This window comes from Serratia sp. NA_112.1, assembly GCF_052691715.1.
This window is the reverse complement of the sequence record NZ_JBQZFO010000005.1, coordinates 118,543-139,333: the sequence shown is the minus strand read 5'-3', so window position 1 is coordinate 139,333 and position 20,791 is coordinate 118,543. Positions and strand designations below refer to the sequence as shown.

The 20,791-nt window shown below is 52.7% G+C and carries 16 protein-coding genes; 6 read left to right on the top strand and 10 right to left on the bottom strand.

Annotation, left to right across the window (positions count from 1 at the left end; genetic code table 11):
• Positions 1-57 precede the first annotated feature (57 nt).
• On the bottom strand, positions 58-963 hold the full coding sequence (locus tag ACUTQ5_RS12900) for a DMT family transporter (RefSeq protein ID WP_445651571.1): 906 nt from the start codon (positions 961-963) through the stop codon (positions 58-60).
• 129 nt (positions 964-1,092) lie between these two features.
• On the opposite strand from ACUTQ5_RS12900, the gene ACUTQ5_RS12895 reads away from it, so the two are divergent.
• Positions 1,093-1,662 carry a helix-turn-helix domain-containing protein gene (locus ACUTQ5_RS12895; protein WP_445651570.1) on the top strand — a complete coding sequence of 190 codons (570 nt, stop codon included), beginning with the start codon at positions 1,093-1,095 and terminating at the stop codon, positions 1,660-1,662.
• A gap of 18 nt (positions 1,663-1,680) precedes the next feature.
• On the opposite strand, the gene ACUTQ5_RS12890 is transcribed toward ACUTQ5_RS12895, so the two are convergent.
• The gene (locus ACUTQ5_RS12890) at positions 1,681-2,238 is read right to left on the bottom strand and encodes a GNAT family N-acetyltransferase (RefSeq protein ID WP_445651569.1); all 558 of its coding nucleotides are present in this window, start codon (positions 2,236-2,238) and stop codon (positions 1,681-1,683) included.
• A gap of 194 nt (positions 2,239-2,432) precedes the next feature.
• On the opposite strand from ACUTQ5_RS12890, the gene ACUTQ5_RS12885 reads away from it, so the two are divergent.
• Positions 2,433-4,376, top strand: a complete 1,944-nt coding sequence (locus tag ACUTQ5_RS12885; protein ID WP_445651568.1) for a DUF3857 domain-containing protein — start codon at positions 2,433-2,435, stop codon at positions 4,374-4,376.
• 46 nt (positions 4,377-4,422) lie between these two features.
• Here the strand turns inward: ACUTQ5_RS12885 and ggt are convergent, their stop codons facing one another.
• Both ggt and ACUTQ5_RS12875 read right to left on the bottom strand, forming a co-directional pair.
• Positions 4,423-6,096 carry a gamma-glutamyltransferase gene (gene ggt / locus ACUTQ5_RS12880; protein WP_445651567.1) on the bottom strand — a complete coding sequence of 558 codons (1,674 nt, stop codon included), beginning with the start codon at positions 6,094-6,096 and terminating at the stop codon, positions 4,423-4,425.
• A 152-nt stretch (positions 6,097-6,248) separates the two neighbouring features.
• Positions 6,249-7,112 (bottom strand): LysR family transcriptional regulator, encoded by an 864-nt coding sequence (locus tag ACUTQ5_RS12875; protein ID WP_445651566.1) that lies wholly within the window; start codon positions 7,110-7,112, stop codon positions 6,249-6,251.
• 148 nt (positions 7,113-7,260) lie between these two features.
• On the opposite strand from ACUTQ5_RS12875, the gene ACUTQ5_RS12870 reads away from it, so the two are divergent.
• Complete coding sequence (locus tag ACUTQ5_RS12870) at positions 7,261-8,388, top strand: agmatine deiminase family protein (RefSeq protein ID WP_445651565.1); 1,128 nt, start codon at positions 7,261-7,263, stop codon at positions 8,386-8,388.
• 156 nt (positions 8,389-8,544) lie between these two features.
• Here the strand turns inward: ACUTQ5_RS12870 and ACUTQ5_RS12865 are convergent, their stop codons facing one another.
• Positions 8,545-9,114 (bottom strand): DJ-1/PfpI family protein, encoded by a 570-nt coding sequence (locus tag ACUTQ5_RS12865; protein ID WP_017892877.1) that lies wholly within the window; start codon positions 9,112-9,114, stop codon positions 8,545-8,547.
• A 214-nt stretch (positions 9,115-9,328) separates the two neighbouring features.
• Here ACUTQ5_RS12865 and ACUTQ5_RS12860 point away from each other — a divergent pair, with 214 nt between their 5' ends.
• Positions 9,329-10,867, top strand: coding sequence for a long-chain-fatty-acid--CoA ligase (locus tag ACUTQ5_RS12860; RefSeq protein ID WP_445651564.1), 1,539 nt, complete (start codon positions 9,329-9,331; stop codon positions 10,865-10,867).
• A 56-nt stretch (positions 10,868-10,923) separates the two neighbouring features.
• On the opposite strand, the gene ACUTQ5_RS12855 is transcribed toward ACUTQ5_RS12860, so the two are convergent.
• Positions 10,924-12,198: a Glu/Leu/Phe/Val family dehydrogenase gene (locus ACUTQ5_RS12855; protein WP_445651563.1), complete on the bottom strand. Its 1,275-nt coding sequence runs from the start codon at positions 12,196-12,198 to the stop codon at positions 10,924-10,926.
• Positions 12,199-12,816: 618 nt separating this feature from the next.
• Here ACUTQ5_RS12855 and ACUTQ5_RS12850 point away from each other — a divergent pair.
• The gene (locus tag ACUTQ5_RS12850; RefSeq protein ID WP_445651562.1) at positions 12,817-14,274 is read left to right on the top strand and encodes an amino acid permease; all 1,458 of its coding nucleotides are present in this window, start codon (positions 12,817-12,819) and stop codon (positions 14,272-14,274) included.
• 81 nt (positions 14,275-14,355) lie between these two features.
• Complete coding sequence (locus ACUTQ5_RS12845; RefSeq protein WP_445651561.1) at positions 14,356-16,095, top strand: thiamine pyrophosphate-dependent enzyme; 1,740 nt, start codon at positions 14,356-14,358, stop codon at positions 16,093-16,095.
• 118 nt (positions 16,096-16,213) lie between these two features.
• Here the strand turns inward: ACUTQ5_RS12845 and ACUTQ5_RS12840 are convergent, their stop codons facing one another.
• From ACUTQ5_RS12840 to ACUTQ5_RS12825, 4 genes are all read right to left on the bottom strand, one after another.
• A complete protein-coding gene (locus ACUTQ5_RS12840; RefSeq protein WP_445651560.1) occupies positions 16,214-18,247 on the bottom strand; it encodes a TonB-dependent copper receptor in 2,034 nt (677 codons plus the stop codon).
• 243 nt (positions 18,248-18,490) lie between these two features.
• Positions 18,491-18,958, bottom strand: coding sequence for a DUF2946 domain-containing protein (locus ACUTQ5_RS12835; RefSeq protein WP_445651559.1), 468 nt, complete (start codon positions 18,956-18,958; stop codon positions 18,491-18,493).
• 804 nt (positions 18,959-19,762) lie between these two features.
• Positions 19,763-20,152, bottom strand: coding sequence for a nuclear transport factor 2 family protein (locus ACUTQ5_RS12830; RefSeq protein WP_445651558.1), 390 nt, complete (start codon positions 20,150-20,152; stop codon positions 19,763-19,765).
• Positions 20,153-20,464: 312 nt separating this feature from the next.
• Positions 20,465-20,782: a cupin domain-containing protein gene (locus ACUTQ5_RS12825; RefSeq protein ID WP_012145173.1), complete on the bottom strand. Its 318-nt coding sequence runs from the start codon at positions 20,780-20,782 to the stop codon at positions 20,465-20,467.
• Positions 20,783-20,791 lie beyond the last annotated feature (9 nt).

Here is a 20,791-nt window from a genome sequence, read left to right as displayed (position 1 = left end):
TAGTGGGGGTCATTGCAGGCCCCGATTTAGTGAGTCACGCACAGCTCATTAAAGCGTTTAGATCTCGTCTGCCAGACAGGACTTTTTCTTTGCCCGCATCAGCCGCCAACCAAAGTTCATACCCGCTGCCGCCAGCAAGATGGCCGCAGCGCCCAACAGCTGCATCAGGCTCAGGCGGTGGCTGAACACCGCCCAGTCGACGATAATTGCCACCAAGGGATAGATAAACGACAAGGCACCCACCAGGCTGGTCGGGATTTTCTGGATCGCGCTGTACAACAGCGAGGACATCAACCCGGTATGCACCAGGCCAAGGGTCGCCAGCAGCAGCCAGGCATTGGCCGTTGAAGGCAGGGCACCCAGCCCGGCGAAGGGGGCCAACAGCACCACGCCAACGGTGAGCTGAATCAACACAATCAGATGCGGCGGCACCCCTTTCAACTGTTTGACGATTGCTGCCGCCACCGCATACATAAAAGCAGCGCCCAGCGCCAGCATCACACCGGTAAAGTAATGGGAACCGGGAGCGCCGCCGTTAGGTTTGCCGGTAATGATCAGCAGCATGCCACCAAAGGCCAGCAACAGCCATCCGATTTTATTCGCCGTCAATTTTTCACCAAAGAACAACATGCCCAGTCCGACTAACATAAAGGGCTGCACGTGGTAAGTGACCGTTGCCACGGCGATAGAGGCGTAAGAATAGGCAGCGAATAGCAGCGTCCAGTTCAACACCAGCGCGACCCCACCCAGTACCGCTATTGCGGCCTGTCGCCGGGTTAACCGGCCCTTTTTCAGCAGGCCGAGCAGAGCGCAGGCAACCAGCATCGCCAGCGCGCCAAAGGCACAACGCCAAAAGACCACCGTGGTTGCCGGTTGCCCCAGCATCACCACCGGCCAGCCTACGGTGCCGGAAATTATCATGGCGAGCGTCATCTGCCATACGCCGCTGGTTTTCACTTTCATTCACCTTCTCCCCGTTTGTGCTCAATGCTTGCCGGTGTCGGCAGTTACCATTAAAATGAACAACTGAGCATTATGATGAACATGCCGCAATCGTTCGTCAAGTCGAACAATCGGATGATATGGTGAACAATGAGCGATAATACCAGCAGTAACGTCACCCCCATTGGCCTGCTTTCCAGCGCTATTCGTCGCGAACGCGAACGACTGGCGCTGTCGGTTACCGAGTTGGCGCGGCGGGCGGGGATAGCAAAATCGACGCTTTCACAGCTGGAAACCGGCAACGGCAACCCCAGTCTGGAAACGCTGTGGGCGTTGGCAATGGCGCTGGATGTGCCGGTCAGCCGGTTAATTTCTCAGCCGCGTCAGCATGTTCAGGTGATCCGCGCCAATGAAGGGGTGACCACCGTTTCCGAGCAGGCCAACTACGCCGCAACCTTGTTGGCAACCTGTCCGCCGGGCGCGCAGCGCGATATTTATCGCCTGAGCGTGCAACCCGGCGAAGTCCGCATTTCGCGTCCGCATATGCCGGGCACCATTGAGCATGTGATTATCAGTAGTGGCAGGGCGCTAGTCGGGCCGAAAGACCAGACGGTGGAGTTGAGTCCGGGGGATTACATCAGCTACTCCGCCGATCGGGAGCACATTTTCGAAGCCCTGGCCGCGGATACCACGGCGGTGATGCTGATAGAGCAAGGCTAGGGCGCAAGAGCCATTGGGTCACTCAAGCGGAGGTTCGGTGTAAAAGGTCATCTTTTGATAATGGTCGTTAAGCAGATTAACTTCCGCCGTCACGTTGAACCCCAGCGTTTGATACATTCTGCCCAGATAGGGTTTACTCTTGTCGGCCAGCAAGCCAACCTTTTTGAAACCCTGTTTTCTGGCCTCAAGCGTCACCTGATTTACCAAACGTTTCGCAATTCCCTTACCCCGACATTCCGGTAACACCGCCAAAGAATCAATATAGATTTCATCCGGATCAGACTCATTTTCCATCTCGGGCAGAGATTCGGTTATGGCCTGAAAACCAGACTCATCTTCACCGCGAAAGTAGAGGATACAACCCAGAATCCCGCTGTTGCTTCTGGCGACAAAGATGTTTCTGTAACTGAAGTAGATGTCATCACGACTGAAATTTATTTCATACTGATGGAGGGCATCGTTAATATCATCCTTACCGGAAAGCGCCAGTACGGCATCTTTATCTGCCAGGGAGATGAGCCTTACAATTTCTGCGGCATCGGTTTTTTTCGCTTTTTCGATAATGATATTTTCCATAAATAACCTTCCTTTTAAAACGTGGCCTTTGTATTTTGAAACTTGCTGCCCTGAATGATACCTCGGATCCCGTCAGGCGAATCGGTATTTTATTGAAAGCGCTTCTCATTTACACTACTGTGCCTGCCCGTTGTGACGGTGAACCTCGCCTGATTAAGGCCATCGTCTGGTTTAAAAACCTTCAAGGAATGAAGATGAAAATTGTTATTCCCTCAATACTGTTGCTTGCCGGCCTGACTGCTGCGCAACCGGCAACGCTGCTGGCCGCAGAGGCCACGAAGGCTACCGCGCAAGAAAACGCTGCCCGTAATGACTTTAGCTTTGTGCGTTATCGCGCCGATTATCAAGTGCGGGCCAATGCCAGCAATGTGAAAACCGAGAGCTACGAAGTCCTGCTCAAAACCAAAGCCGCAGTCGAAAAATTCAGCCAAATTCGCCTGAGTTACAGCGAGAAAATGGAAACGCTGGAGGTAGTCTCCGCCTATACGCTGACTGCCGATGGCCAGCGCCATGATGTAGCCCCCGATCGTATCTATACCCAGGAAAGTTATTCCAGTGCCTCGGCTCCCTTGTATGCCGATCGCAAGGTGCGGGTCATCGTCTTCTCTAACCTGGCACCGGGTTCGCGCGTGGTGTATGAACTGCGTCGCACGCAAAACACGCCGTATTTCCCGGACTACTTCGGCCTGTGGGAAACCTTCAGCGTATTCGATCAATTTGATGATGCGGAAGTTAACCTGCAGGCGCCGGCAGATTTGCCAATGCATGTGTTTACCCGTGGCGTGGAAGGTGGCAATGCACCGCAGGTGCGTGATGGTCAGGCACACTGGCGTTGGCATTATCAGCGCAGTGAACCGCTGAAGGCCCAGAACTGGTCGGCGAACAGCTGGACGTTCAGTCCAACCATCATGGCCAGCACCTACCGCGAATGGCCACAGTTGGCCAAAGCCTACCAACTAAAGGCCAGCCAGGCGGCGAAAGTCACCCCGGCAGTGCAAACCCTGGCGGACAAAATCACCAGCGGTATCAGCGATCGTCGTGAGCAGACGGCGGCGATCTACCGCTGGGTGGCACAAAATATTCGCTACGTTGCCGTGTATTTGGGCAACGGCGGGCTGGAGCCCAATACGGCACAGAGCATCCTTGATAACCATTACGGGGACTGCAAGGATCACGTAGTGCTGCTGGAGGCATTGTTGGCGGCCAAGGGCATCGTCAGTTCGCCGGTGCTGATCGGCATGGATGAAGGGCCAACTCTGCCAACGGTGCCGCTGTTGGGGCGCTTCAACCACGCGATCACCTACGTGCCGGAATTCAAGCTGTATCTGGATTCCACCAATCCCTGGGCCCGTTTTGGTCAACTACCGGGGGCTGACCTCGGGGCGCCGGTGCTGATCACGCGCGAAGCGAAATTAGCGCGTACTCCGGATAATGACGAACTGCGCAATAACACGTCACTCAACGTGGACTTTGTTTTCGACAAAGCGGGCAATATGCGTGGGCAGACGGAGCGCAAACTGGGTGAGGTGGATGAGATTGACCTGAGGGGCTATTTTTCCCAACTCAACCAACAAAACCAGGCGCGGGTAGAAGAAACCATTATGGCTTCCTCCGGTATTGATGGCCGTGGGGAAATTGCGTTACACGGCGATCCTTTCGATCTCAAAAAGCAGTTTGGTTACAGCTATCGTTTCAAGGCCGAGGATTATGTCGATTTTGGCGTGGTAGGCGGGATGACGGTGCCAACGCCGCCAGGGGGTAAATCTTTCCGTACCCTTTACTCCACGACGTCGGCAACGACCAACGAAACGCCGTTCTATTGCACCGCACAGCGCTATGACGAAACCTATCGACTGAATTTACCCGCTGGCGTGCCGATCATTGCGGTTCCAAAGAACCAGCAGTTCAATAATGCCGCCGGTGAATACCGGGTGACATGGCAATTGGACGGGCGCCAGGTGGTGGTTAACCATCGGCTGCAGATGAATGCCATTCGCGGCAAGGATGCACTCTGTCAGCCGCAGGACTATCCGGCATTCCGCGAGCTGTTCCAGCAGGTACGTCGCGGTTTTCGTGGCCAGGTGGTTTATGGTGAGTTGACTCCAGGGGCCGTTAACGCCGTTACTGCAGCGAAGTAATAAAGCCAACCGGGCGAGCTTATTGCGAAGCCGCCCGGTTTTATCGTTATTTTTTCACTACCAAACCCATCCCGCGGCCACGAGGATCAGACGCCGTCTCTGGCGTATCGCCATTGACGCGGATCACCTGAATATCCCCCATAGACCAGCCCTGATCTTCCAGCTTATAGCCCATGGCTTTCAGTTGTTCCGCCACTTTACCGGTCAGTGGGGCAACGCTGTCAAAGAAGATGGTGTCTTTAGGCAGCAATTGGTGATGGACGCGCTGGGCGGCTACGGCCTTGTCCAATGGCAGTTGATAATCATAGATGTTGTTTATCACCTGAAAAATCGAGGTGAAAATACGCGAGCCGCCGGGGGTACCAATCACCAGGCTGACGTTACCGTCACGGGTGATAATGGTCGGGCTCATGGATGAAAGCATGCGTTTGCCCGGTTCAATGGCATTAGCATCGCTGCCGACCACGCCAAAAGCGTTGGCCACGCCCGGTTTGGCGCTGAAGTCATCCATTTCGTCGTTCAGCAGGAAGCCGGCACCTTTCACCACCACGCCGCTGCCAAAGTCCCAGTTCAGCGTATAAGTGTTGCTGACCGCATTGCCCTGGGCGTCAACAATCGAGAAATGGGTCGTCTGGTGCGGTTCCAAACCAGGCCGCACTTTTTCGGTTGGCGAAATGGCGGTGGGGTTGATCTCCGCAGCACGTTTTTGCAGATAGTCCGGTGCGACCAGTTGAGCTACCGGAACCTTGGCAAAGTCCGGATCGCCGAGGTAATCGGCGCGATCGGCAAACACGCGTTTCTCAATTTCCGACAGCAGGTGAATATAACGTGCAGAATTGAGTTCTACGCCTTTGAAGTCGGCGGCGCGGTTTTCTTTTATGCCAAGCAACTGCGCCAACGCGATGCCGCCAGAGCTGGGCAGCGGGGCGGTGTAAAGGGTGTTGCCGCGCCAGGAGATTTGCATTGGGTCACGCCATTTCACCCGATAGTCAGTGAGATCGGCCTGGGTAATCAGGCCACTATCGCGCTGCATCTGGGCCACCAGCAATTTGGCCGTTTCCCCCTGATAGAAGTCTTCGGCACCTTTATTGGCGATGCGCTCCAGCGTTTTGGCCAGCTCCGGTTGCTTAAACACCGCACCGGGTTTCATGCTGCCAAAATAATCGCCAAAGTTGGTTTTTCCGGCGAACAGCTTGTTGGCGTCTTCACGGTACTGATATTGCTGATCGGCCACCTTAAAACCCTGCTGTGCGTAACCGATGGCCGGGGTCAACAATTCCGACCAGGGTAATTTACCAAAGCGTTTATGGGCCTCCCACAGCCCCAGTACCGTGCCTGGCACACCGGCGGCTTTGGTTCCCACCAGGCTGAGGTTTTCAATCACTTCGCCTTTTTCGTTCAGGTACATGGTTTTGGTGGCGGCTTTGGGGGCGATTTCACGGTAGTCGAGGAAATAGGGTTTACCGTCGACGTACAGCGTCATAAAGCCGCCGCCGCCAATGTTACCGGCTTCTGGGTAGGTTACAGCCAGGGTAAAAGCGGTGGCGACTGCCGCATCGACGGCGTTACCTCCGGCCTGCAAAATTTGTGCGGCCACTTTGGCACCGTATTGATCCGGTGCCGCTACGGCGCCGGCATTCAGATTTGCGGCCAACACCGAGGGGCTAAGGGTAGCAAGTGCCACGCTGAGTGCTAAGGTTTTTAATAAGCCAGAATGCATAGCGGTTCCTTTTCGAATTGAACGATGGCAGGTGACTTCAATCTCAACAATTACTTAGCGCCATTGTGTACAGGTTTTCGGGCGCCTGATTGAAGGTAGCATTGCTCAATCCTCACTGCTTTATCCGCGGTACGGATCCGTGAGCTGGAACATTAAACGGTGGACGGTAACTGGGTTAGCAACCACTCACAAAACTGCCGAGTATGCGGGCTATGTTCGCTGTCGCGGTGGACAAGCCAGGCCCAGTTGGGCCCGCGGACGCTTTGTTCCGTCAGCGGTTGCAACACGCCTTTTGCCTGTGCCTGCCGTGCCAGCAATTGGCTGACCAGCGCGATACCCAGACCATCGCAGGCGGCGTCCAGTAACAGGCCAGGATCTGAGAAATTCAGCCCTTGGCTGTTTTGGCCGACATTGACGCCGCCCTGAACGGCCCAATGGCTCCAATCCATCTCACGTTCACCGTGCAGAGTGGTTCGTTGCTCTGCGTCCAGTTTCAGGACATCAGGATGGCAAGCCGGATAGAGTCGGTCCTGATGTAATACCCGGAGGCTGCATTCGGCTTGTGCACCGAGATCGTCACGGATCGCCAGATCGACGCTTTCCGTCGCCATCTCCGGCGGTTCGAAGGTGGTGAACAGCCAAAGGTCGATATCCGGATGCTGCCGATTAAAGCTCTTCAGGTTCGGCACCAGCCAGTGGCGGGCAAACGCCGGGGTGGTATTGACGATCAGTTGGTTGGGTTTGCGGTACTGATCCAGACGGCGGATGCCGACCGCCAGTTGTTGCAGCATCACCTGGGCGGTGCTGTAGAGATCGTGCCCGGCATCGGTCAGGCTGACGCTACGACCACTGCGGAAAAACAACGGTTGTTCCAGATAGGCTTCCAGGCTGCGTATTTGTTGACTGATTGCCGACTGGGTGAGGTGCAGCTCATCGGCGGCCTGGTGGAAACTGCCCAAGCGGGCAGCGGCTTCAAAACCACGTAATGCGTTCATCGGAGGCCAGTGTTTTAGCATTATTGATAAGCCTATCTAATCAGGTGTCTGCTAAATCTATCCTTTGTTATGGCAGCAATGGAAGCTTTAAAATGTATTAAATCGGAATCACGCCGTCTTTCACTGAACAGAATATCTTATTTCAATGACGGCAATACAGGAGCAAACCATGTCAACGCGTCGTGAATTTATTAAGCAGGCATCCCTGATTGCCGGTATGAGCCTAACTGCATCCATGGGGCTGACGTTACCTGCCCATGCCACGTCAGCGGTGCGTGGAGAAGGCTGGCGTATGCCGGATGAAGGCGAAGAGCAGCAACGAGCTTTTATCGCCTTCGGTGCGCAGCGGGCCATTTGGGCTGATTATACTGCGGGTGTGCAGGATGCTTTGGGGCGCATCGCACGGGCGATCGCTCAATATCAACCGTTAACCGTATTTTGCCGTGAAAGTGAACGTCGACTGGCGGAAGAGAAATGCGGCAGCCACAATGTGACCTTTATTGTCACCGAACTTGATGATATTTGGATGCGTGACATTGGCGCCAATTTTGTCGTCAATCAGGCGGGCAAACTGGGGGCGGTGGACTTTAACTTTAACGGCTGGGGCAACAAACAGCAGCACAAATACGATGCGCGTTTGGCGGCATTTGAAGCCAGCCATTACGGTGTGGCCAACATATGGCGCAGCGGACTGGTGGGGGAAGGCGGCGGTATCGAAGTAGATGGCCACGGCACCGGTATCATGACCGAGAGCAGTTGGGTCAACAAGAACCGTAACCCAGGCTGGAACCGTGATCGGGTGGAGCAAGAGTTGAAAGAGATGCTCGGACTGCGCAAAATTATCTGGCTGCCGGGGATTAAGGGGAAAGATATCACCGACGCCCACGTTGATTTCTACGCCCGTTTTGCCAGCCCAGGAGTCGTGGTGGCCAATCTGGACACTGATCCCGACTCTTACGACCATAAAGTGACCCAGGCACATTTGGCGATCCTCAAACAGGCGACCGATGCCGATGGCCGCAAGTTGCAGATACATACCATGTCGCCGCCGATGGATCCGCGTCTCAGTCGTTTCAACAAGGGTAATCCGGACTTTGCTGCGGGATACATCAATTACTTTGTGATCAACGGCGCGGTCATTGCCCCCGAATTTGGCGACCCGGAAGCGGATGGCGAAGCGTTGCGATTATTAACCGAGCTTTACCCGGAGCGTGAAGTCGTGCAGTTGAATATTGACGCCATTGCCGCGGGCGGCGGGGGCATTCACTGTGTGACCAATCAACTGCCGGCGGTTTAAAAATCAGTGTCATTATTTTCCCCACCATCCCGACGTCGTAATCATTGGGATCTTGAGATGGAAAGGATCCGGCCCTTGTATGGTTGGCGGAGTAATTAACCCACGAACGGTCAAAATAAAAAGGCCCGCAGCTGTGTTGCGGGCCTTTTTATTGCATTATTCCGCCAGCAGTTCGGCAAATTTCGCCAGCCATTGCGGATGTGCAGGCCACGCCGGGGCGGTCACCAGATTGCCATCAACATGGGCCTGATCAATGCCGATGTCGGCAAAGTGTCCGCCAGCCAGCTGTACTTCTGGCGCGCAGGCCGGGTAGGCGCTGCAGGTTCTGCCTTTCAACACGCCGGCGGCAGCCAGCAGCTGTGGGCCATGGCAAACGGCGGCGATAGGCTTGCGTGCGGCGTCAAAAGCCTGCACCAGTTTGATGACCTGTGGATTCAGTCGCAGATATTCTGGCGCTCGGCCTCCGGGGATCAATAAGGCGTCATAGTCTGCTTCTTTGGCTGCCGAAAAATCAGCGTTCAGGGTGAAACGGTGGCCGGGTTTTTCGCTGTAGGTTTGTGCGCCGTCAAAATCATGGATCGCCGTCATGATGTAGTCGCCTATGGCCTTATCGGGGCACACGGCATCCACCTGATGACCTATCATTTGTAACGCCTGAAACGGCACCATGGTTTCATAATCTTCAGCGTAATCGCCGACCAGCATCAGGATCTTTTTCTTGCTCATCAGGGGCTCTCCGGGAGGGGAAATGATCCCTAACATATAGCCTATCAGGCAGCGGAGCGCGAACCTTTACACTGGTATGACCTCGTCTATACTGATTACTGCCGTGGTTTTTTCCGCCGCAGGCTGTTCAGGGAGAGCAACCTCAGCGAGGTCGCGCAGTATCTCAGTCGATGACTCACCGGGCATGCCCGGTTTCTGCTTTCGAGAAAACCTCATGCTAAATTTGGCTACATTGCTTGAAGAGAGTGCGCGTTCGTTTCCGGATCGGCTGGCGTTGGTGCAGGAGGGGATTGAGTTTAACTATGCCGCGCTGAATCAACGGGCTAATCAGGTGGCTAACCTGCTGATGGCCAGGGGAGTGCAGCCGGGTGAAAGGGTGGCGCTGGCTTGCCCGAACTGTTGGGAATTCCCGGCAATTTACTATGGCATCCTCAAAGCCGGTGCGGTGGTCGTGCCCTTGAACACACTGTTGAAAGCCGGTGAATTTGAATATTACCTGCAAGACTCGCAGGCGGTGGTATTCTTCTGCTTTGAGGGTGGCAATGGATTGACGTTGGGGGAAGAAGCTCGACGCGCGTTTGAAACCACAGGACATTGCCGTGATTTTATTATTATCGGCGATAGCCTTCCGCTGGTGGGTGACCGTTTCAGTCAGGCGCTCGGCAGACAGTCCACCGATTTTGACAGCGTCAGCACGGTGGAATCCGACACCGCCGTGATCCTCTACACCAGTGGCACTACCGGCCGTGCCAAGGGGGCGGAACTGACCCATTCCAATCTGGTGCTGAACGCACTGGGCTCGGTACAGTTGTTCAATAGTTCGTTAGAAAATCCCGATCGCCATTTGGTGACGTTGCCGCTATTCCATACCTTTGGTTCCACCGTACAGATGAACGCCGGTTTTGCCCTGGCGGCGACGTTGGTCATGGTGCCGCGTTTCGATGCGAAGCAGGCCATTGCGCTGATGCAAAAGCACGCTATCACTTTTTTTGCCGGTGTCCCCACCATGTACTGGGCATTGCTGAACGCACTGGACGATACGGCAGATCTTGCCCTGTTACGTAAAAACATGCGCATGGCGGTCTCCGGGGGCGCCAGCTTGCCCGTACAAATCATCGAGGACTTTGCCCGACGCTTCGGCATTAATATTCTGGAAGGTTACGGTTTATCGGAAACCAGCCCGGTTGCTACCTTTAACCATCCGGGGAGGGTCAATAAAGTCGGCTCTATTGGCCAGCCAATTTGGGGGGTGGAAGTCCGGTTAGTCGATGTCACCGGTAAAACGGTAGAGGGCATCGATCAGGTTGGTGAGATTGCGGTGCGTGGCCACAATGTGATGAAGGGCTACCTTAACCGCCCGGAAGCCACGGCCGAGGTGCTGGAAAAAGGCTGGTTCAGAACCGGTGACCTGGCACGCCGTGATGCCGATGGCTTCTATTTTATCGTCGACAGGTCGAAAGATGTGATTATCCGCGGCGGATTTAACGTCTACCCGCGTGAAGTTGAGGAATTGATGATCCGCCATCCGGCCGTGTCATTGGTGGCAGTGATTGGCGTACCGCATCCGTCGTTGGGCGAAGAGATAAAAGCGGTGGTGGTGTTGAAGGATGTGGACGAGACGGTGAGTGAAGAGCAACTGATCGCCTGGACCAAAGAGCGGCTGGCGGCGTTTAAATACCCACGCATCGTTGAGTTTGTCGAACGGCTGCCGATGACCAGTACCGGAAAGGTGATGAAACGGTTGCTGCGTTGAAGGGGGTAATTTTGAAATAATCCCGGCCTGCAGAGCAAGCCGGGAGAGATAACGCATTAACCTGGGTAAATGCCACGCTCTTTACGTGCGGTCAGGATACGTTCACAAGCGACGATATATGCCGCGGTGCGCAGGCTGCACTCTTTCTCTTCGGACTTGTTCCAAACGTGAATCATGGCGTCGGTCATGATCTTGTCCATACGCTCGTTGATTTCGCTCTCGCTCCAGAAGTAGCTGGCCATGTCCTGCACCCATTCGAAGTAACTGACTGTTACGCCGCCGGCGTTACAGATAACGTCAGGTACCACGGTGATGTTGCGTGAACGCAGCACGTCGTCCGCATCTGGGTAGGTTGGGCCGTTAGCGCCTTCCAGAACCAGTTTGGCGCTGAGGATTTCTGCACGTTGACGGGTAATCTGACCTTCCAGCGCGGCTGGGATCAGGATATCCATGTCTACGGACCAGAAAGCTTCGCTTTCAATTTCGCTGGCACCAGGGAAGCCGGCGATTTGCTTGTTCTTGGCCTGCCACTCGGTCAGTGCGGTCAAATCGATACCGTTGGCGTTGAACAGGGTTGCGGAGTGGTCCTGAATCACCACCACACGCGCACCGATACCAACAAACAGGCGGGCGGCTTCGCTGCCCACGTTACCAAAGCCCTGAACCGCAACCTTGGCACCTTCGATTTGCACGCCCAGACGTTTCGCCACTTCACAGCCGGTAACGAATACGCCGCGACCGGTGGCTTTCTCACGACCCAGAGAGCCGCCCAGGTGGATAGGCTTGCCGGTAACCACGCCGGTGATGGTAGTGCCGTGGTTCATGGAGTAGGTATCCATCATCCAGGCCATGACTTTGGCGTTGGTGCCGACATCGGGTGCCGGGATATCTTTCTGTGGCCCGATGATAAACCCGATTTCGCTGGTGTAGCGACGGGTCAATCTTTCCAGCTCGCCTTCAGACAGTTTGAAAGGATCGACGCGGATCCCCCCCTTGGCACCACCGTAGGGCAGGTTGACCGCCGCACACTTGATGGTCATCCAGGCTGACAGCGCCATGACTTCATCGAGATCAACGTCTGGGTGATAACGGATGCCGCCTTTGCCCGGGCCGCGCGACAGGTTGTGCTGAACGCGGAAGCCTTCGAAATGGCGGATTGAACCGTCGTCCATCTGCAGTGGGATATCAACGATCAGCGCACGCTTCGGGTGACGCAGGGTATCAACCCAACGCGACAGATCACCCAGGTAAGGTGCAACGCGGTCGATTTGTTGCAGATAGGTGGCCCAGGCCGTTGTGCTACTTTCTGAAGCGTAGGATAGCTTTTCCATAACCAACCTTTTTTATATAGAGGTGTTTATTTTGTTTAACCGTGGTTTACCAAGTGCATAACACTTTTGCGATGCCAAATTTACCATTAAAAGCGCGGCTTGTTAGCCCCCCCTGGCGGGCTGCGGAGCGGTTTTCAGCGGTTTTTTCGTCGCAAAAATGAATAGTTAATTACTTTTTCAGAAGGGGTTGGCTGACTACGCATAATTTATGCATAAAAAATGCATAAAACCCGTTTTTATCTATTTTTCAGAACCTTGAATGTGATCAAAAAGTTTCATTTTATTTAAGTGTCGTGTTGACAATGCGGTTTCCTGACGCCAGAGTTAAATTCATGTTAAATCTGCGGTGGCCGCATTTTTTTCTTGACCGGGAATGATAATAACCCACTGATATAAAGCCATTTATCCTCCATGCTCATGTTTCGCATGCTAAATGTGGGCTGGTACTCAGTTCGAACAGTCGTTTTCTGAGACGTACAGATATTTACTTCCCTTTAACAAAAGGGCAGGCAGCGTTTGGCCTGAATTTCTTTTTTGCCGGTAGAACGCCAACGGCGTTTCACTCCTGCTGCAGCGGTGAAAGCTGCTTAATCGCCTTAATGACGGACAGGTAACACCATGACAAAAAGTAAACAACATCGGTTGAATACCCATTCAACCGAGGGGCACGACTGTACCCAAACATTGCAACGGGGTTTGAGCGAGCGCCATATTCAGCTTATTTCCATCGGCGGGGCCATTGGCACCGGGTTGTTTATGGGCTCGGGTAAAACCATCGCGCTTTCCGGCACTTCTATTGTTTTGACCTACGTCATTGTCGGCTTCTTTATGTTTATGGTGATGCGGGCGATGGGCGAATTGTTGCTGACCAAGCTCGACTATCGCTCATTTGCCGATTTCGTCTCCGAATACCTGGGCCCCAAAGCCAGCTTCTTCCTCGGTTGGTCTTACTGGTTGAGTTGGGTGGTGACCTGCATTGCCGACGTAGTGGTGTGCGGGGGGTACGTGCAGTACTGGTACCCGGAGGTTTCGCCCTGGCTGCCGGCCTTGCTGACCCTTGGGCTGCTGTGCCTGTTCAATATGCTGTCGGTGAAGATGTTTGGTGAAGCAGAGTTCTGGTTTGCCATCATTAAAGTGATTGCCATTATCGCGCTGATCCTGACCGGTGCCTGGATGGTATTTATTGGCTGGACCTCGCCGGACGGGGTTAAAGCCTCGGTGAGTAATATCACCGACCCCAATATCTTTATGCCGCACGGCATATTCGGTTTCTTTGCCGGCTTCCAGATTGCCATTTTCTCCTGCACCGGTATCGAGCTGCTGGGCACTATGTCGGCAGAGACCAAGAATCCGCAAAAGGTGCTGCCTAAGGCGATCAACGTGATCCCGTTGCGGATCATCATTTTCTATGTGTTCTCGATGCTGGCGATTATCGCCGTGACCTCATGGAGCCACGTTTCGCCGGACAGCAGCCCGTTCGTTATGCTGTTCGACCAGGCCGGTTTGCCTGCCGCGGCCGCAGTGATTAACTTTGTCGCCTTGACCTCCGCCATGTCTTCGGCCAACAGCGGGGTTTATTCCAGTACTCGCATGCTGTATGGCCTGTCGATGGAGAAACACGCGCACGGACAGTTCAAAATCCTGTCACGCACCACGGCAATTCCGATCCGCAGCCTGATGTTTTCCTGCTTCTGTATGGTGGTGGGAACCATGCTGTTGATCCTGATGCCTAATGTCATGACGTTGTTTACCATTGTTTCTACCGTGGCGGCAATATTGGTGGTTTACAGTTGGGGAATGATTCTGGTGGCCTATCTGGTTTATCGCAAACAACAGCCCGAACTGCATGAGCGTTCTACCTTCAAGATGCCGGGCGGGGTGATCATGACCTGGCTGACGTTGGCGTTCTTCGCTTTCACGCTGGTGCTGATGGTCTTTGACCGGGATACTCTGATAGCGCTGTGCAGTATGCCGCTGTGGTTTATCGCCCTGGCGATAGTTTGGCGCTTCAGGATCAAAAATAGCCTGGCGCGGGAAGGCTATGTGTATTACCAACCTGACCAACAGGCCGAGTAGGATCGGAGAATCAAAATCCTGAAAAACACCTTTAAACTGAATTTCAATAGCTATCCTTCATGTAATGAATTATTTCTGAAGGTGCTAATTTTGAATAAGGTAATTGCTGGTAATGATGTATCCATAGGATATCAACTCTTACTGGAGACGCTCTCTAAATGGGGGATTACCCGTTATGTTGGCGTTACTGGTGGAGGGGTTGTTCATTTTTTAAAACATATTAATCCCCTTGTAAATTTCTGCTCTGAAGAGTCAGGTTTTCTCTCTATTGCTGAATACAGTGCCGGGTTTATTCCATTAGGATATTATCTGAGTAGCGGTAGAATGGCGGCCGCAGTCGCAACGACAGGAGCCGCTAGCAAACTACTCAGTTGCGGTATAAGCGATGCGAAACTGCATGATATTCCAGCCATATACATAGTCCCCCTCACCGGAGAGGAAATACAGGGACACTCCCCATTGCAAGATACTTCAGAGTCTGGCAGTAATCTTGTCGCCCAATTACGCAGCGAGTTGCCTGAATCCGTCTTTGTGCTTGACTCGCCAGAAACCCTTGCCGAAAAATTATCATCTGCCCAGGTCCAGTTGGAAAGGGCAAAACCGGTTGTACTTGTTTTGCTGCATAACACGCTCAACAGTCCAACATCTCATCCCGCAAAAACTACAGCGTCGGTAAAACTACCCGAGCAAAGATCTTCATTCATCGATTTTTGTGACGAATTTCGACACGACATTGATGGGCGACGTCTGATCCTACTGGTGGGAGAGGAAATGACTCGCTATCCAGATGCGGCAACCCTGACGACTCAATTTTGTCAAATGCTCCGCTGCGCGGCTATCTGGAGCATCAATGGTGCCAATGCTGTGCAGCGAGATAATCCTTATGGTTTTGGCTATATTTCATTCGGGGGGAATGATGAAGCCTTGTCGCTCTATCAATCAATTGGGAAAGATGATGTGTTGCTAGTGCTGGGCGCTTGCCCTGATGAATACACTGTTAATCTACACAAATTTTCCGCCGCTAAGACGTTTTTCCTCACTAACATTCTTGGAAGTTATGGTCAAATAGAGAATAGTTTCGTACATATGAGTCAGGGAGCATATCGGCAGGTCTCCGGCCCACTGGATAAATTGTTGTGTAACCTTCTGTCGGCGGCACAACAAAAGCCGTTCGGCAATATTCACTCTCCCTTCGCTCCTGATAATCTCAATCACCGCCAATATCTGCCTCCTCGCCCTGGTTATGTTGACATGGCTGAGCTTTATCAACGACTTGATCGTTGGTGGCCGGCAGGTTCTATTGGGTTTGACGATGTTTGCCTGTCTTACAAAGACAGACAATATGTTACTCAACGTCCAAACAACAATATTCACTTTTATTCACTCTACCGTGGTTCAGCAATGGGGGGCGCATTCGGTGCAGCTGTTGGGGCGAAATTATCATTGCCAACACGTCCAGTGTTTCTCTTTACTGGTGATGGATGCTTCCGACTATTTTCCGGTTCATTGGGGGAAGCGAGTGAATTGGGGCTAGTTATTTTTCTCGTCAATAACGCCAGTTTTTCGATTGTTGGTCAGGGTTTGCCCATCATCTTGCCAGAGACAGAAGAAAAAAATTATCACGCCAACCTCAAGCCGTTGGATTATTGCGCAATAGCACGAGCTTGCGGCTGGGAGGCCGAGCAGCTTGCACCTGATTTGAGCAATCTGAGTATTTTGCTGGATAAAGCAACGGGTAATACAATGAAATCTTTGCTTATTGATATCCCAGTCGATGCGTCACAAGTACTGGGTCGTAATCCTCGCGTAAAAAATCTCTAAAAAGAAGAGCAGAAAGACAGAATGAGAAGCCCCAGAACGAAACATTGAAGGGACCTTTCAGTGAGAACAGGCTCGAAATGGGCTTTGCCGGGCGATGATCATCACCCGGCTCCGTTAGTTAGAAGGTGACATTGACCTTGGCCCAAAGGGTTCGCCCTGGTTCATTCACCGAAGTATTCGATGAATAGCCGAAGGTGCTGTTGCCTGCCAGATTGAGATGCTCGCTGTAGGTTTTGTTGAAGATATTATCCAGGCCGGTACTGAGTTTGACCTGCGGATTCACCTTGTAGGCCACATTGGCGGAAAGCACGCCAAAGCCCGGACTGTCGGCAAAGTCTTTACCCACCACGTTACCCTGATTGATCGCTACACGGTGCTGGCTACTGACCAGACGCCAAAGACCGGTACTGCTCCAGTCACCACGCTCGTAGGTCAAACCCAGGCGTGCTTCCAGTGGCGGTATTTGCGGCAGTGGCTGGTGGTCAGTGGTGTTCTTACCCCAGGCATAGGCCAGACTGGCATCGGTTTTCCAGTGCTCGGCAAGTTGGTAACCCATGCCCATTTCACCGCCCATAATGGTGGCGTTCACGTTATCGGCCTGACTGATACGAGCATGGTGCGGATCGTATTTGAACAGGATAAAGTCATTCACATGACCCAGGTACGCGGACACCCAACTGTTAAAGCGTTTATCGGTGTATTGAGCGCCGATATCGATCTGCGTGGTCTTTTCACTTTTCACGCTATCAAACGGACTTTTACTGCCGTCCGGCCCCAGAGTCGGGGAGAACAGTTCCCAGTAGTCAGGGAAACGTTCGGTATAGCCAATCCCGGCGTAAACCATCAGCGGCATACCGGCAAGCGTATGCTCAATGCGGGTAAAGCCGCTTGGCAAGGTATCGGAACGTTCACGCCCATTAGCCGATTGATAGTTATCCACCAGGCTGCGATCAAGGCGCGCACCGCTGATAACCTTGTTTTGTTCGGTCGCGGTCCAGGTCAGTTCACCAAAAGCGCCGTAGTTATGAAATTGCGCATCCTTCTGCCAGCCGTCGCCCTGTTTATTGCGGTGAGTGTTGGTTTGCGTATCCATACCGCTTTCCAATTTGAAATCTTGCCATAGCCAGGTACCCATGACGCGCCCACCGACGGTGCGGCGATCCAGTTGCATCGTCATCCCCATATTCATATGACCCATGCCCATATGTCCCATCGCCATGCCACTCTGACCGGGGGAGCGAAGGGTGACGTTATCCATAATATGGTCGGCGTAGTTGTAATAAACCTGAGCTTCGAGCTTATCCAGTACCTCGCCAATGTTGGATTTTTCAAATCGCATGCCCAGACTTTCACGCTTGAACTGTGAACCGTCCATGCTGCGCCCGGCATAACGTGCTTCGCCATTACCTCGGCCCATGGTCACTTCCAACAGAGTGTCGCTGTCTGGCGTCCACCCCAGCGCCAAATCACCATTCCATTTATCCCAGCGCGATGGCACGCGGTCGCCATTGCCATCCTGATAGTCGTTGGAACGCGATTTGTTGCCCATCAGGCGCAAATAGCCTTGTTCACCCCCCAGACTAGCGTCGATATTTTCATCCCAGCGACCGTTAGAGCCGGCCAATACGCTGGCATTGCCCTTTATGCCTGGCTTGTCAAAGCGCGGACGCTCACGTTCGAAGCGTACCGTTCCCGCTGAGGAACCTGGCCCCCAAAGCACCGTCTGCGGGCCTTTGGTGATGGTCAGCAGATCATAGCTTTCTGGTGAGATATATGAAGTCGGAGCATCCATTCTTGCCGGGCAGGCACCCAACATTTCGCCACCATCAGTCAGAATTTTCAGTCGTGAGCCAAACATGCCGCGGAACACCGGATCGCCATTGGTACCGCCGTTACGGATCTGTGAGAAGCCCGGAATGGTTTTCAGATAGTCCGAGCCATCGCTGGCCGGCACCGGCTGACGAGGTGTTTTAGGCGATGTCACTATGGTCATCGGTGAATAAAGTGGCGCAGTCACGGTAATGACGTCACCGTCGTTGGTTTTGACGGCAGCATGGCCGTTGAAGGGCGCCAGAGCAAACAAAGACATCGCCGCAGTAATATGCAGTGACAGAGGGTGTTTTTTATAATTCTTGGTTTTATCGAACATCATCGTTCCTTAATGCAAATTTTGACGCTAAACGTATTTTTATATCGCAACCGATTATTATTTAGGCGTAGTCATGCCCGGAGCATAATGCTGCCGTAAATAGGGGGGCGTCCTCGCCATAGCGGATTAATAACGCCAGCCGAGTTGCGATAAATAATGTTCTGCAGCAGTAAATCTGACCGGCGTGTGTCCACCTCCTGATTTAATTATCTCAACAGGAATAATTTGGCTGCAGTCTATTAATTTTTAAATCAGAGAAAGTGATGCTGGCGGGGCGCGAGGTTGTGCCTCGGAGTGGGCCACATGGGCGAATAACGGGAAGATATAATGCGCTGGCGGAGCGCGGGACAGCAACGTGCCAGACCAGAGCAACGGCGAATAGGCCAGGTCCAACAACGGCACATGGATCAGCAGCACGCAGTAACCGCAGGCACTGTCATCCATCATCATCGCCATATTGTGGCTGCCGGTCTGCATGGCCATTGACATGCCCGGCATGCTGGCCTTAGCGCTCGGTGCAGACGGTGGTGAGTGATGCATATGTGTCGACATATCCATACCACAGTCTGCCATGCTGGCGGTTTCAGACTGACCGACGCGCACATGCTCCAGCGATCGAGATATCACTGGAGCAATGAACAACATCAGGATCGCAAAAATCCCCAGACAGGCGGGGAGGCGGCTTTGCGATGTAGCAGTCCTAATTAACGACACATATATCCTAAAACAGTGCGAAATTAACGGGCGGAATTGTACTGTCTTATGCTGAAAATGTTAAAACATTTTATTCACGGTTAGTATATTGATAAATTAAAAGGCCCTGTGGCAGGCAAACCGTTCTGCCAAATGATAGGCGATTGATGCCCCCATAATTCCCGCGCCGATAACAATCATATGTTTCTCTGTGGTACACATACGGAGTTCCTTGTGTGAAAACTGGCCTGACTATCCCATAGGCTACAGGAAGAAACGGGAATTGTGTGCAATGAAGTTGGTCAGTATGTGGCGCAAAGAAGCTTTGAGATGATGTTGCCGAATGGCGAGATGGTTGATAGAGATACCTGATAAAGTCCAGAACCTCAGATTCTACGTATATCCACCTTTGTCAAAGCTAAGTTAAGATGTCCGCATGTCCGCATGTCCGCATGTCAGCAAAGTAGAAATGTCCTTTGATTACAGGAGAAGGAAGCCCAGTTCGTAGCCGTATACATGGCCGCTCAAAACGGTAATGAGTCGGTTAACTTCATCCAATGTAAAAACTCCGCTGCATGAGCCGTCATGGTGATCTTCTTGTTGATTATACATGACGGACATCTTAACTTAGCCCAAGGCGGACATTACAACTTTGCTGTTACAGCATTGGTGCGCATAATGTATATTATGTTAAATTGAATTTATAGCTACGCACCCGGTTATCCAACCTGGCCATAGCTCACCTCGCCTTTCTCTTTACCGGTTCTTTCAGCAGCTAACTTTTGTTCATTGATGACTTTTGCTTGTGGTTCAACATCGCCGGTGTCAGCAATTCGTCGGCGTCCCCTGATGAAAACGAATCTGCCATCGACCGCCATTGTCATTTGCAGATAATTGCCAGATCGACGAACGCAATGTGCATCGAGTAACGCCACCATCGTCACCATGTTGAAAACTACGGTACGTCAGCAACACCGCACCTTCGGTAATGACGGCCAGCTTAAAGCCTTCGGAAAAAATCGATGCCTTATCACTTTCTCTTTGTAGTGCAGCCAGGGTTTGCTGTTTATCATAGTAATGACCTGAACGCCCAATCTCTTCAAAGTCGTCATGCAGCAACTCACTGACCACAGCAATGTTGTTCCTTGTTGCCGGCAGATGCAGCTTAACTTCCAGGGATTGGATTAATGCCAAAAGTTGTGTCGAATCGGTCAAAATGCCCTCCTTTTTTGATCGCGCTACGTGAAATCTGAAAACAACTGGCAATAATCCCCCTGCAGATCTCGTCAAAACGCGCCTTGTCAGCTTACAATTTTCGGTGCAGCCCAGCTGTGTTTTCAGGAACGGGATCACCTTATCCAAGGTTGCACGTACCGCATTGTTCTGAAGGGAATATCCGGGGGTATAAGTTATGGCGTCACGAAAAGCTCAAAAAATAAGTTTTGAATCAGAACTCCCCGCTGAATGACGGGGAATTCCACCAGATAAGCCAATGTAGGCACCAACCTGGCTTATTTGCAAAGAGCCCTAGCGGGCCAGTTCCACCCCGTCCAGTTCAGAGATGGCCAGGCAGAAAACTTCGGTGATGGCATCCACCGTGTAGGCGGTTTTAGCCGGGATCATCAACATCTCATGAGCCTGTAGAGTCTGATCGCCAATTTTCAGCTCACCCGACAGAACCATCAGTTTGACCCAGCCCGGATGCATTCTGGCTGACTGATGACTGCCAGCATCAAGTTTCAACAGCGCCGTGTGCCCCTGCGCCTCACGTTTCAAGATATGGTAGTAGACTCCATCGTAAGGCATTTTCTCGTAGTGCAATGTCGCCAGTGTTCTTTTATGCATGATAGCTTC

Coding starts and splice junctions, on each gene's coding strand:
- ACUTQ5_RS12900 (WP_445651571.1), bottom strand. CDS start 963: ATGAAAGTGAAAACCAGCGGCGTATGGCAGATGACGCTCGCCATGATA.
- ACUTQ5_RS12895 (WP_445651570.1), top strand. CDS start 1,093: ATGAGCGATAATACCAGCAGTAACGTCACCCCCATTGGCCTGCTTTCC.
- ACUTQ5_RS12890 (WP_445651569.1), bottom strand. CDS start 2,238: ATGGAAAATATCATTATCGAAAAAGCGAAAAAAACCGATGCCGCAGAA.
- ACUTQ5_RS12885 (WP_445651568.1), top strand. CDS start 2,433: ATGAAAATTGTTATTCCCTCAATACTGTTGCTTGCCGGCCTGACTGCT.
- ggt (WP_445651567.1), bottom strand. CDS start 6,096: ATGCATTCTGGCTTATTAAAAACCTTAGCACTCAGCGTGGCACTTGCT.
- ACUTQ5_RS12875 (WP_445651566.1), bottom strand. CDS start 7,112: ATGCTAAAACACTGGCCTCCGATGAACGCATTACGTGGTTTTGAAGCC.
- ACUTQ5_RS12870 (WP_445651565.1), top strand. CDS start 7,261: ATGTCAACGCGTCGTGAATTTATTAAGCAGGCATCCCTGATTGCCGGT.
- ACUTQ5_RS12865 (WP_017892877.1), bottom strand. CDS start 9,114: ATGAGCAAGAAAAAGATCCTGATGCTGGTCGGCGATTACGCTGAAGAT.
- ACUTQ5_RS12860 (WP_445651564.1), top strand. CDS start 9,329: ATGCTAAATTTGGCTACATTGCTTGAAGAGAGTGCGCGTTCGTTTCCG.
- ACUTQ5_RS12855 (WP_445651563.1), bottom strand. CDS start 12,198: ATGGAAAAGCTATCCTACGCTTCAGAAAGTAGCACAACGGCCTGGGCC.
- ACUTQ5_RS12850 (WP_445651562.1), top strand. CDS start 12,817: ATGACAAAAAGTAAACAACATCGGTTGAATACCCATTCAACCGAGGGG.
- ACUTQ5_RS12840 (WP_445651560.1), bottom strand. CDS start 18,247: ATGATGTTCGATAAAACCAAGAATTATAAAAAACACCCTCTGTCACTG.
- ACUTQ5_RS12825 (WP_012145173.1), bottom strand. CDS start 20,782: ATGCATAAAAGAACACTGGCGACATTGCACTACGAGAAAATGCCTTAC.